Genomic DNA, 12236 nt, shown 5'->3' with positions numbered 1-12236 from the left:
ACCTCTGACATCGCACTCGCACTCTGCGCTTACGATGTCGAATCACGTGATACCGATGCCCACGGCTCGCGTGATTGACGTGACGACTACATCGCCAACAACAACGACCGCAAACGCGGCACTTGATGAATGTCCTGACTGGTCCTCGCACCTGAGCCATCTGTCCCAGCTGGCTGCGAGTCTCTTCCAAGTCTTTATCTGCGAACATTCGCATAAGGTTATGTAATGCACAGCCTTCAAGATTCCGCCGCCACCTACGGCGCTGCCGCAGGATCCTCCGCGTCTGACACCCAGACCGACGCCTGTGCGGGCTCCCTGTCCCGCTCGCCCAGCGCCGCCCTGTTCTCGCCTGCCAACATGGATGCCTGGCAGACCGGCATGCAGCGCATCAGCACCCTGGTGGCTGAACAGCTCGACAGTGTCCAGCAGCCGTTCAGTGGCATCACCCCGGAAGCTCTGCGTCCGGCCTTCGCCGACCTCGATCTCGAGACGCCCCTCGAGAACCTCGAAGCCGGTCTGGAGGAGCTCAAGTCGCTCTACCTGAAGGATGCCGTCTATTTCCATCATCCCCGCTACATCGCGCACCTCAACTGCCCGGTCGTTCTGCCCGGTGTCTGGGCCGAGAGCCTGCTGGGCGCGATCAACTCCTCCCTCGACACCTGGGACCAGAGCGCCGGCGGCACCCTGATCGAGCAGCGCCTGATCGACTGGACCACCGAGCGCCTGGGGCTGGGTCCGACCGCCGATGGCATCTTCACCAGCGGCGGCACCCAATCCAACCTGATGGCGCTGCTGCTGGCCCGTGATGCGGTCTGCGAGAAGCTGCCCAACCACCCCGGCAACCAGACCCACGGCCTGCCGCCGGAAGCCGGACGTCTGCGCGTCTTCGCCTCCGGCATCAGCCATTTCAGTCTGCAGAAGGCCTGTGCCCTGCTCGGCCTCGGCCATAACGCCGTCGTCCCGGTCGCCGTGGATGAGCGTCGCCGCATGGACCCCGATGCCCTGCGGGAAGCGCTGGACAAGGCCCGCGCCGAAGGCCTGATCCCGATGGCCGTCGTCGCCACCGCAGGCACCACCGACTTCGGCAGCATCGACCCGCTGGAGGCCATCGGCCGCGAATGCCATGCACGTGGCATCTGGTTCCATGTCGATGGCGCCTACGGCGGCGGCCTGATCACCTCACGTCGTCACGGACACTGGCTCAAGGGCACCGAGATGGCGGATTCCGTCACCATCGATTACCACAAGACCTTCTTCCAGCCGGTCAGCTGCAGCGCCTGCGTGGTGCGTGACCGCACCCAGCTGCGCCACGTCACCTATCACGCCGACTACCTCAACCCGGAACTTCAGGCCCGTGAAGGCACGCCGGATCAGGTCAACAAGAGTCTGCAGACCACGCGTCGTTTCGATGCACTCAAGCTGTGGCTGACCCTGCGTCTGATGGGCGCCGATGCGCTGGGCGACATGCTCGATTGCGTGATCGACCTCACCCGCGAGGGCCATCAGCTGCTCGAGACGGCGCCGGACATCGATGTCGTCCAGGCTCCGGAGCTCAGCACCCTGGTGTTCCGCTTCCATGACACCAGTGAAGAGACCCTCAGCGCCGAGCAGTGGGACGCCTTGAACCGCGAGATCCGCAAGCGCCTGTCACGCAGCGGTGAGGCCATCGTCGCCGCCACCAAGGTCTCCGGCCGCCAGTACCTGAAGTTCACCCTGCTCAACCCGGAAACCACCCGTGACGACATCGCCGCGGTGGTCGAACTGATCCGCCAGCACGGCCAGGCGCTGGTCAAGGCGCATCATCTGGCTGTCAGCACCACGGCCCAGGCAAGCCACGCCGCAGCACTGACCGATGCCCTGGTCGATACCCCGGCCGCCAAACGTCGCAGCCACACCACAGAAGCCAAGGAAAGCCGTCATGCATGACACCTCGACTCCTCACGTCACCGACACAGTTGAAACGCGTAATGAGGTGCTGGACTTCGTCGCCATCGGCATCGGCCCCTTCAACCTGAGCCTTGCCTGTCTGAGCGAGCCGCTGGAAGACGTGAACGGCGTCTTCCTCGAGCGCAAGGCAGAGTTCGACTGGCACCCGGGCATGTTGCTGGAAGATGCCAGCATGCAGACGCCCTTCATGGCGGACATGGTCTCGCTGGCCGACCCGACCAGCCACTTCAGCTTCCTCAACTATCTGAAGCTGCATGACAAGCTCTACAACTTCTACATCCGGGAAGACTTCTTCCTGCTGCGCCGCGAGTACAACCAGTACTGCCAGTGGGCGGCGCGCGAGCTGACCAGCCTGCGCTTCGATCACGACGTCCAGGACATCCAGCATGTCGGCGACATCTATGTCGTGCGCGGCACTCGCCCCAGCACCGGCGAAGCCTTCGCCTATCGCGCACGCAAACTGGTGCTGGGCACCGGTACCCAGCCCTACCTGCCGAAAGCCGCCGATGCCGTGCGTGACGTCGTGCCGGTCGCGGGCAGCCGCGTGTGCCACAACGCCCACTATCTGGCGCGCAAGGAGGAGCTGACCTCCCAGCCGGCCATCACCATCATCGGCTCCGGCCAGAGCGCCGCCGAGATCTATCTCGACCTGCTGCGCGAGATCGACCACCACAGCTACCAGCTCAACTGGATCACGCGCTCACCGCGCTTCTTCCCGCTGGAGTACGGCAAGCTGACGCTTGAGATGACCTCGCCGGATTACATCGATTACTTCCACGCCCTGCCGCGTGAACAGCGCAACACCCTGCTGGCGACCCAGAAGGGGCTCTACAAGGGCATCAATCTCGAGCTGATCGACGAGATCTACGACACCCTCTACGCCAAGCAGCTGCAAGGCGTGGTGCCCACCACCCTGATGACCAATACCGAACTGACCTCGCTGAACAAGGAAGGAGCCGACGGCGACTTCACGCTGGGGCTCTATCAGCGCGAACAGCAGCAGGCCTGGCGTCATGACACCAGCGCCGTGGTACTGGCCACGGGCTATCAGTACGTGGCACCGCCCTTCCTGCGCAGCATCGAGTCGCGCATTCGTCGTGACGAGGAAGGCCGCTACGCCGTCGGTCGCTTCTACGCCGTCGACACGCAAAGCACCGCAGATGCCGACGGCAACGAGGGCGATCAATCGCCGTTCGCCGGCGAAATCTTCGTCCAGAATGCCGAGCTGCATACCCACTCGCTGGCCGCGCCGGACCTGGGCATGGCCTGCTATCGCAACAGCTGCATCCTGCGCGCCATCACCGGCCGCGAGGTCTATACCATCGAGCGCCGCATCGCCTTCCAGAGCTTCGGCGCGCCCGGCTCTGAAAAGGGCTGTGGCAATGGCTTCACACCGCTGCCCGCCGCACACCTGCCCTACGGCGAGACGGATATTCACGCCGGCACCTCTTCTACCGGCCTATCCTCTGCCGACAGCTCTTCAGCCGGTACCGCCTCTACCGACAGCTCGTCTGTCGACAGCTCTTCAGCCGGCACCGACTCTGCCGATACCCAGGCCGACACGACTCACACCGCTGCACCGCAACACCGGGAGACCACCGCATGAACATGCCAGTCGACATCACCAGCGCCGCAAGCGCCGAACAGTCCAGCAGCGCGGCAGGTTCACACAGTGCAGCGACACCGTCACAGCAGGTATTCGGGACGACATCGCTCGCCGTGCCCGCAACGATCAACCTGCTCAGCCCGGCGCCGGGAACGCGCTTCACCCGCCGCGCAGTGGAGCTGGAGCAAGCCCAGGCACGCCAGCGCAAGCCGCAGGACGGCAGCACGAGCGAGCGCGCCGAATTCGCGCTGCGTCCGCTGGACCTCGCCGCCGACATGGCGATGGTGGATGAGTGGACCAGCGGCGAACGCGCCAGCTTCTGGGGCATGAGTGATGACCTCATCACCACCAAGTACGACTTCTACCAGGGCCTGGAAGACAGCCAGCATGCCCAGGGCTGGGTCGGTCTCTACAACGACCAGCCAGCGTTTCTGGTCGAACTCTATGACCCGGCACACGACCCGCTCGGCAAGCATTACAGTGTGCAGCCCGGCGACTTCGGCATGCACTTCCTCGTCGCGCCGCGCAGCGAGGGCCAGGCCCCCATCAGCGGCTTCTCGCGTGCGGTGATCGAATCGATCATGGCGATGATCTTCGCCGGCCAGTTCCGCGATGAGCATGCCGATGGAGAGAAAGACGCAGTACGTCCCGTGACCCGTGTGGTGGTGGAGCCGGACAGCCGCAATCGCGCCATTCATCCGCTGAATGCCGCGGTGGGCTTCGTCGATCATGGCCCGCTGGATCTCGACGGCAAGCCGGCCCGGCTGTGTTTCTGCACCCCGCAGGACTTCCGCGCCGCTCTGGCCACTCGCAGCCCGCGTCTGGACAGCGGCGTAACCGCCAACCCGGCCGTGGCCAGCCAGCACCTCACCGGGCCGGACTGGCAGCAGGCCAATCGCCTGCTGGTGCGCAAGGCGCTGGCCGAATTCAGCCACGAGCGTCTGATCCACCCGCAATGCGCCGATGACTGCGGCTCCCGCACCGCCTGCCAGAGCCATGACAACTGGCATCACTTCCGCCTGCCGCTGGCCGCGCAGGTCAGCGACACGCCGCCGGTCAGCCGCCGCGCGGTGGAATATCGCTTCGTGGCGCGGCGCTTCCAGCTCGATCACTGGCTGATCGATGCCGCCTCCATCCAGCGTCTGGATGCCGACGGCAATCCCCTGCCGCTGGACGCGCGTGAGCTGATTCTGGAACTCAACGATGTGCTGGAGATTCCGCCGCGTCTGCTGCCGGTCTATCTCGAGGAGGTCAGCGCCACGCTCGCCTCCAGCGCCTGGAAGATGCAGCGCGCCGTGCGCGAGAATCAGTCCGCCCGCGTGCTGGCAGGTGCCTCCTTCCAGACCCTGGAATCGGCAATGAGCGAAGGCCACCCGTGCTTCGTCGCCAACAATGGCCGCATGGGCTTCGATGCGCTGGACTATCGCGCCTACGCGCCGGAAGCCGCGCAGCCGTTCTCGCTGGTGTGGATCGCCGTACATCGCGACAATGCCCATTACTCGGCGGTGGATGGTCTCGATCCGCGCCGTCTGCTCGAGGAAGAGCTCGGCGAAGCCGAGCTGGCCCGCCTGGAACAGCAGCTGACCGAGAAGGGCCTTGCGCCCTCCGACTACCTGATGATGCCGGTGCACCCGTGGCAGTGGAGCCACAAGCTGGCGATCACCTTCGCCGCCGAGATCGCCAGTCAGCACATCGTCTGTCTCGGGCTGGGGGAGGACCGCTATCAGGCGCAGCAGTCGATCCGAACGCTCTACAACCGCAATCAGCCGAACCGCCGCTATGTGAAGGTGGCGCTGTCGATCCTCAACATGGGCTTCATGCGTGGTCTGTCGCCCTATTACATGCGTGCCACTCCGATCATCAATCAGTGGCTTAAGGGCCTGATCGATTCGGATCCGTCCTTCGAGAAGTGGGGCTTCCGCCTGCTGCGTGAAGTCGCGGCCATCGGCTATCGCGATGACGTGCTGGAAGACGCGGACCCGGCGGCCGTCGGCTATCGCAAGATGCTGGCCAGCCTGTGGCGCGAGAGCCCTGAAGACGTCAAGGATGAAGGCGAGCGGCTGATGACCATGGCCGCGCTGCTGCATGTCGACAACGATGAGAAGGCCTTGCTGCCAGCGCTGATCGAGCGTTCCGGCATCGGCGCCGAAGCGTGGATCGACAAGTGGCTGACGGCTTACATGACGCCACTGCTGCACTGCTACTTCAAGCACGACCTGGTGTTCATGCCGCACGGCGAGAACCTGATCATGCGTCTGCGCGATGGCGTGCCGTGCGGTGTGCTGATGAAGGACATCGCCGAGGAAGCGGCGCTGTTCGCCACCGAGAAGACCCGTGCTCTCGAACTGCCGGAAGGAGTCGAGCGTCTGGTGGTCGAAGTGCCGGAACCGATCCGCATCCTGTCACTGCTCACCGATGTCTTCGACTGCATCTTCCGCTTCGCGGTACCGCTGCTGGTGCGCGAGCAGGTGATGACGGAGGAGGCCTTCTGGTCTCGCGTCGCGGCCTGCATCCATGACTACCAGGATGCCCACCCGGAGATGGCCGACAAGTTCGCGCGCCATGACCTGTTCGCACCGCGCTTCACGCTGTCGTGCCTCAACCGCCTGCAGCTGCGCAACAACCAGCAGATGGTCGATCTCACCGATCCGTCCGGCGCCCTGCAGCTCAAGGGCGAGCTGGATAACCCCATCGCGGCCTTCGCCCGACGCTAGGGGGTGACACACCTGACGATCATCAGGTCGCGATAACCCGTTAGCCACGACCGGTCAAGAGCGACCAAGCAGCGCCGGGACCGCCCTCGTCATGCACGGGGGTGGTCCTTGGCGTGTCTGATACTCAATCATTGATAATGATTCGTAACAACAATACCATGACTCCCCCATCACGACAGATCTCATTGCGAGCCGTGGATGTCCCCTCACGCCAAGCCCCCAGTTCGGCCTCATCGCGACACGGATGAGCGAACGCCTGACGCACACGGGCCAGATGATGAAACGCCCGCTGAGCTGCAGGCTTGTGCTGCACAGCGCTACCGCCAATCGCTGGACCAGCTGTTTGCCGAGCATCGTCACGAACTGACCGGCTTTCTGGTGCGCCAGCTGGGCTCGCATGAGCTGGCGGAAGACATCAGTCATGAGGTCTATCTGCGCCTGCGCCTGACCGGAGAGTGGCCCGCCAACCCGCGCGCCTGGCTGTTTCGCATCGCACGCAACCTGATCATCGATCACCACCGTCACCAGTCCCGTGCACCGGAATTCGAATCGGTGTCCGAGGCCGATGAGCGTGTGGCGGCCGCCCACCTGGACCCGGAGAAGAGCCTGGCGCGCCGCCAGAAGCTGCAGGTCGTCGATGCGGCACTCTCCGAGCTGGCGGGCCATTTTCGCCTCGCCCTGACCTGGTATCGCCTCGAAGGGCTGACCAAGCGCGAGATCGGCGAGCGTCTCGGCGTGTCCGAGCGCATGGCGGGTCGCTACGTCACCCAGGCGCAGCAACACTGCGAAAAGCGTTTGGCCGCGGCGAGCTGTTATCGCAATGAAGTCAGTCGCGACTGCGCCGCCTGCCAACAGGGCGCCGCGGACTCGCCGCCAGCCGCGCAGCGCATGTCAGCCGCGTCGCCCGGCAAGGCGCGACGACGACGCCGGCGTGATGACACCCCGACAGCAAGAGCCGATCAGCACTGATGGCCCCGCGGAGCACGGATGGGCGAACGTCTCCGCGTCATGTCGCCCAGAATGAATCGCCCTTAGCCTGACGCCCTAGCCTGACGCCCTGACCACGGATGACGATGCTTTCATGTTCACTCTCGACCACCTGCGCTTTGACCTCGGCGAGCGCTGCCTGCTCAAGACGCAGTCTCTCGATTTCGCCCCCGGCCAGGTGCATGGCCTGATCGGCCACAATGGCTCCGGCAAGTCGACACTGCTCAAGCTGCTGGCGCGTCAGAACACGCCGACCAGTGGCAAGCTGGCGCTGGACGATCGCCCGCTCTCGCAGTTCGGCAGTCGGGAATTCGCGCGGGCGGTGGCCTACCTGCCGCAGCATCTGCCGGCGACTGAAGCGCTGACCGGCCGCGAGCTGGTCGCCTTCGGCCGTTATCCGTGGCACGGCCTGCTCGGCCGTCCCGGCCCCAAGGATGAAGAAGCCATCGAGCGCGCCATCGCGCTGACCCACACCGAAGCCTTCGCCGAACAGCAGGTCGATACCCTCTCCGGTGGCGAACGTCAGCGCGTGTGGCTGGCCATGCTGCTGGCCCAGGGCAGTCGCTATCTGCTGCTGGATGAACCGCTGGCGGCGCTGGATATCGCCCATCAGATCGAGGTGATGGAGCTGATCTCGCACCTGAGCCACACCCTGGGGCTGGGCATCATCATCGTGCTGCACGACATCAATCTGGCGGCGCGTTACTGCGATCGCCTGGTGGCGCTGCACGGCGGCCAGGTGCTGGCTGAAGGCGCGCCCGACGAGATGATGAACCCCGCCACGCTCAAGGATATCTACGGCGTCGAGATGCAGGTGATCACCCCGCCACAGAGCCAGCAGCAGATCGCGGTGCCGCTATGAAGTGGCTGTTGGCACTGATCAGTCTGAGCCTGCTGGCGGTGGGTCCCGCCAGCGCTGCCACGACGGACGAGGCAGTGGCAGACGAGGCAGCTGCGGCCGTGGCTGCGATGAAACAGACAGCGATGACCGAGACAGCCCAGCCACCGACCGGCTTCGTCGATCGCCCCATCGTGGCACTGGACTGGACCCTGGCCGAGACCCTGACCGGAATCGGGGTACGCGCCATGGGCGTGGGCCAGGTCGCGACCTACGCAAGCTGGGTGGCCCAACCGGCGCTGCCGCAGGGCACGCGGGATCTCGGCCTGCGCACCCAGCCGAATCTGGAGCAGCTGGCCGCCCTCGCCCCCGCCGACATCCTGATCAGCCCGATGCTGTCCAGCCTCGCGCCGCGCCTGTCGGCCATCGCGCCGGTCACCAGCATCGCCATCTATACCCCGGACGCCGACACCTGGCAGACACTGGTCAAGGCGACCCGCCAGCTGGGCAAGCTGACGCAGCGCGAGCCCCAGGCCGAACAGCTGATTCGCCTGAGCACCGCTCGCCTGGCCGGTTACAACGCCGCGCTGCGCCAGCAGGCGGCACGCAAGGGTCAATCGCCCCTGCCGCTGTTGATGGTGCAATTCATGGATGACCGCCATGTGCGCATCTTCGGCGACAACAGCCTGTTCCAGGCCGTGATCGAGCGCATGGGCATCGACAACGCCTGGCAAGGGGACACCAACGCCTGGGGCTTCGCCACCGTCAGTCTCGAGAAACTGGTGACGCTGAAGGGCCGCATGGTGGTGGTAGAGCCGCTGCCGCCCGGCGGACACCAGGCACTGGCACATAACGGTCTGTGGCAGGCCATGCCCGGCGTGCGCGAGAACAGCCAGGCCTCGGCGCCGCTGTTCCTGCCGCCGGTCTGGAGCTTCGGCGCCCTGCCCTCGGCCAATCGTTTCGCCGCACTGCTTGCCAGCCATCTGATTGATGATGAGGCGACACTTGAGGGGGAGAGCACCGATGGCAACCACTGAGCAGGCCATGAGCACCCGCCCCGCATCAAACCATCGCCCGCTGCACCTCACGCCGGGCCGGGCCTGCAGCCTGTTGGCCCTGGCCCTGGTGGCACTCGGCAGCCTCGCGCTCAACCGTGAAGGCCTGAGCCTGATGCAGGGTCTGACCGCACTGTGGGCCTCGCCCGACTTCAGCGCTGCGACCAGTCTCGGCCAGGCAGACAGCGCGCTGCTCTCCGCGCAGCTGGTGGCGCATGTCAGCTGGTGGCCGCGTCTGGTCTGCGCGCTGCTGGCCGGTGGCGCGCTGGGCATGGCGGGCGTGCTGATGCAGCAGGTGCTGCGCAATCCACTGGCCGCGCCCACTACCCTTGGCGTCGCCAGTGGCGCGAGTCTGGCGATGATGCTGGCGACGCTGTTCGCCCCGGCACTGATGGCCGGCACGGGTCTTGGGGGAGACGGCTTCCAGCTGGGCCGTGAATGGGTCGCGCTGGCCGGTGGCCTGGCGGCCATGGGGCTGGTGTTCGCGCTGGCCTGGGCGCGTGGCATGTCGCCGACCGTGGTGGTGCTGGCGGGGCTGGTGGTCAATCTCTACATCGGCGCGCTGGGCATGGTGCTGTTGCTGTTCAATCAGGAAGCCCTGCACGGCACCCTGGTATGGGGCGCAGGTTCGCTGGCCCAGAACAGCTGGGATGGCGTGATCACGCTGCTCACCCGCCTGCTGCCGGGCATGTTGCTGGCGCTGGTGCTGATGCGCCCGCTGGCGGTGCTGGACCTCGACGAGGCCAATGCCAGAAGCCTGGGCGTCTCGCTGCGCAAGCTGCGCCTGATGAGTCTGGGACTGGCGGTATTTCTCAGCGCCTGCGTGGTCAGCGTGCTGGGCATCATCGGCTTCATCGGCCTGGCCGCTCCGGCCTGCGTGCGTCTGATGGGCGCACGCCGCCTGGGCCAGCGCCTGCTGTGGGCACCATTGTTCGGGGCGCTGCTGCTGGCGGTTACGGACCAGGTGGTCGCCAGCCTCGATGGCCTGCTGCCCAACCTGATTCCGACCGGCGCGATGACGGCGGCCCTCGGCGCGCCGCTGCTGCTGTGGCTGATTCCGCGCCTCAAGATGGCCCAGGGGGCTGGCCCCGCCAGTCATCACGGCATGTCACTGACGCATCGTCATCCCCGCCCCGACCGCCTGCTCGGCTGGCTGCTGGCCGGGGTCTGCGTGGCCCTGATGCTGGCCCTGCTGGTCGGCAATGGCGCCGATGGCTGGACTCTTGGCGCTGACATGCTCCAACAGCTGATGGCCGGCCAGACCAGCGTGCTGGACTTCCGCCTGCCACGGGTACTGGCGGCGGCAGGCGCCGGCGTACTGCTGGCCCTGGCCGGCACCCTGTTGCAGCGTCTGACCAGCAACCCGATGGCCAGCCCCGAGATTCTCGGCATCAGCGGCGGCACCGCCATCGCCCTGATGCTGACGCTGCTGCTGGTCCCGTCGCCGGGGCAGCTGACCCTGCTAGGCGCAGGCATCTGCGGGGCGCTGGCCTGTCTGGCGCTGCTGGTGGTGCTCAATCATCGCAGTGGCTTCATTCCCGAACGCGTGCTGCTGTGCGGGGTGGCGATCACGGCGCTCTACGATGCGGTGCGCGGCATCATCCTCGCCGATGGCGACCCGCGCGGTCAGCAGATTCTGGCCTGGCTGTCCGGCTCCACCTATTACGTGGGCCTCTCCGCGGCGGTTGGCGTGCTCGCGCTGGCGATCATCGCGGTCCTGCTGGTGCGTCCGCTGGCACGCTGGCTGGACATCCTGCCGCTGGGCATGGCGAGCGCCAGTGCGCTGGGCATCGGCGTGACCCGCGCCCGCCTGGTGCTGCTGGGCGCGGTGGCGGTGCTGACCGCGCTGGCGACCCTGATCGTCGGCCCGCTGTCCTTCGTCGGCCTGCTGGCCCCGCATCTGGCGCGCCTGCTGGGGCTGAGCCGCGCCCGCGAGCACATGCTCGGCGCGGTGCTGTGCGGCGCGCTGTTGATGGTGCTGGCCGACTGGCTGGGCCGCCAGCTGCTCTCGCCCTACGAGATCCCCGCCGGCCTGATGGCCTCGCTGATCGGCGGCAGCTACTTCCTGTGGAGCCTGCGCAGAAGCTGACACGCATACGCACATGCATGAACGACGAAGCCCGCCACCGAAAGGTCGCGGGCTTCGTCGTTTGTGGAGTCTATGAAGTTCATGAACAGAGCGAGCTGGCGGACGCAGCCCGGGCTCAGTTGCCGAACACCACCGTGCGCTTGTCATGCAGGAAGACGCGACGCTCGAGGTGATAACGCACACCTCGCGACAGGGTCAGACACTCGATATCACGGCCCTTGGCGATCAGGTCTTCGGGATAGTGGGCGTGATCCACCGTCTCGACGCCCTGGGTGATGATCGGCCCTTCATCGAGATCATCATTGATGTAGTGCGCGGTGGCACCGACCAGCTTGACGCCCTTCTCGTAGGCCTGGTGATAGGGGCGCGCGCCCTTGAAGCCCGGCAGCAGCGAGTGGTGGATGTTGATCGCCCGCCCCGAGAGCTTCTCGCACATGTCGCTCGACAGCACCTGCATGTAGCGCGCCAGAATCACCAGCTCGGCCCCGGTGTCCTGCACGATCTGCCACACCCGGGCCTCCTGCTCGGCCTTGGTCTCGGCGGTGATCGGCAGGTGGTGATACGGCAGGCCATGCCACTCGGCCAGCGGTGCCATGTCCGGATGGTTGGAGATGACGGCGGTGATGTCCATCGGCAGCTGGCCGATGCGATGGCGATAGAGCAGGTCGTTCAGGCAGTGGTCCGAGCGCGAGACCATGATGACCACCTTCATGCGCTCATCCGGCGCACTCAGGCTGACGTCCATCTCGAAGTCGGCGGCACGCGTGCCCAGGCCCTGCTCGAAACTCGCGGCATCGAAGCCGTCATCGAGGGCTCCGGCCTCGGTCTGCGGACGAAATTCGGCCCGGATGAAGAAGCGCCCCGACAGGCGGTCATCGAAGGAATTGAGCTCGGTGATATAGCAGCCCTGCTCGCGCAGGTAGCGTGTCACGACGTCCACCGTGCCGATGCGGCTGGGACATTGGGCGGTCAGAATCCAGGTATCACGCATACGTAGGTG

General features: G+C 65.9%; 8 protein-coding genes. 7 read left to right on the top strand and 1 reads right to left on the bottom strand.

Going from position 1 to position 12236, the window contains the following annotated elements:
* The first annotated feature begins 225 nt into the window (after positions 1–225).
* The 7 genes from AC5WNI_RS02415 (at position 226) to fhuB (ending at position 11236) form a co-directional block, all read left to right on the top strand.
* Entirely contained in the window at positions 226–1926 is a 1701-nt protein-coding gene (locus tag AC5WNI_RS02415) for a pyridoxal phosphate-dependent decarboxylase family protein (RefSeq protein WP_487885641.1), read from the top strand.
* Positions 1919–3553, top strand: a complete 1635-nt coding sequence (locus AC5WNI_RS02410; protein ID WP_368448162.1) for a lysine N(6)-hydroxylase/L-ornithine N(5)-oxygenase family protein — start codon at positions 1919–1921, stop codon at positions 3551–3553. The genes AC5WNI_RS02415 and AC5WNI_RS02410 overlap by 8 nt, the downstream gene beginning before the upstream one ends.
* Positions 3550–6267 (top strand): GNAT family N-acetyltransferase, encoded by a 2718-nt coding sequence (locus AC5WNI_RS02405; protein WP_368448160.1) that lies wholly within the window; start codon positions 3550–3552, stop codon positions 6265–6267. The genes AC5WNI_RS02410 and AC5WNI_RS02405 overlap by 4 nt, the downstream gene beginning before the upstream one ends.
* Positions 6268–6465: 198 nt before the next feature.
* Entirely contained in the window at positions 6466–7236 is a 771-nt protein-coding gene (locus tag AC5WNI_RS02400) for an RNA polymerase sigma factor (protein WP_495928607.1), read from the top strand.
* A gap of 112 nt (positions 7237–7348) precedes the next feature.
* On the top strand, positions 7349–8116 hold the full coding sequence (locus AC5WNI_RS02395) for an ABC transporter ATP-binding protein (protein WP_495928606.1): 768 nt from the start codon (positions 7349–7351) through the stop codon (positions 8114–8116).
* Positions 8113–9129 (top strand): ABC transporter substrate-binding protein, encoded by a 1017-nt coding sequence (locus tag AC5WNI_RS02390; protein WP_495928605.1) that lies wholly within the window; start codon positions 8113–8115, stop codon positions 9127–9129. Before AC5WNI_RS02395 ends, AC5WNI_RS02390 begins: the two co-directional genes overlap by 4 nt.
* Positions 9116–11236 (top strand): Fe(3+)-hydroxamate ABC transporter permease FhuB, encoded by a 2121-nt coding sequence (gene fhuB, locus AC5WNI_RS02385; RefSeq protein WP_495928604.1) that lies wholly within the window; start codon positions 9116–9118, stop codon positions 11234–11236. Before AC5WNI_RS02390 ends, fhuB begins: the two co-directional genes overlap by 14 nt.
* Positions 11237–11351: 115 nt before the next feature.
* On the opposite strand, the gene purU is transcribed toward fhuB, so the two are convergent.
* Positions 11352–12227 carry a formyltetrahydrofolate deformylase gene (purU, locus tag AC5WNI_RS02380; protein WP_107335546.1) on the bottom strand — a complete coding sequence of 292 codons (876 nt, stop codon included), beginning with the start codon at positions 12225–12227 and terminating at the stop codon, positions 11352–11354.
* Positions 12228–12236: the final 9 nt, after the last annotated feature.

The organism is Cobetia sp. PDI-12MA, assembly GCF_059507695.1.
The sequence above is the reverse complement of the archived record's forward strand: the minus strand, read 5'-3'. Positions and strand labels throughout refer to the sequence as shown.

What these genes read in the sequence shown, in the direction of transcription:
- AC5WNI_RS02415 (WP_487885641.1), top strand. Translation starts at nt 226, where the DNA reads ATGCACAGCCTTCAAGATTCCGCCGCCACCTACGGCGCTGCCGCAGGA.
- AC5WNI_RS02410 (WP_368448162.1), top strand. Translation starts at nt 1,919, where the DNA reads ATGCATGACACCTCGACTCCTCACGTCACCGACACAGTTGAAACGCGT.
- AC5WNI_RS02405 (WP_368448160.1), top strand. Translation starts at nt 3,550, where the DNA reads ATGAACATGCCAGTCGACATCACCAGCGCCGCAAGCGCCGAACAGTCC.
- AC5WNI_RS02400 (WP_495928607.1), top strand. Translation starts at nt 6,466, where the DNA reads ATGTCCCCTCACGCCAAGCCCCCAGTTCGGCCTCATCGCGACACGGAT.
- AC5WNI_RS02395 (WP_495928606.1), top strand. Translation starts at nt 7,349, where the DNA reads ATGTTCACTCTCGACCACCTGCGCTTTGACCTCGGCGAGCGCTGCCTG.
- AC5WNI_RS02390 (WP_495928605.1), top strand. Translation starts at nt 8,113, where the DNA reads ATGAAGTGGCTGTTGGCACTGATCAGTCTGAGCCTGCTGGCGGTGGGT.
- fhuB (WP_495928604.1), top strand. Translation starts at nt 9,116, where the DNA reads ATGGCAACCACTGAGCAGGCCATGAGCACCCGCCCCGCATCAAACCAT.
- purU (WP_107335546.1), bottom strand. Translation starts at nt 12,227, where the DNA reads ATGCGTGATACCTGGATTCTGACCGCCCAATGTCCCAGCCGCATCGGC.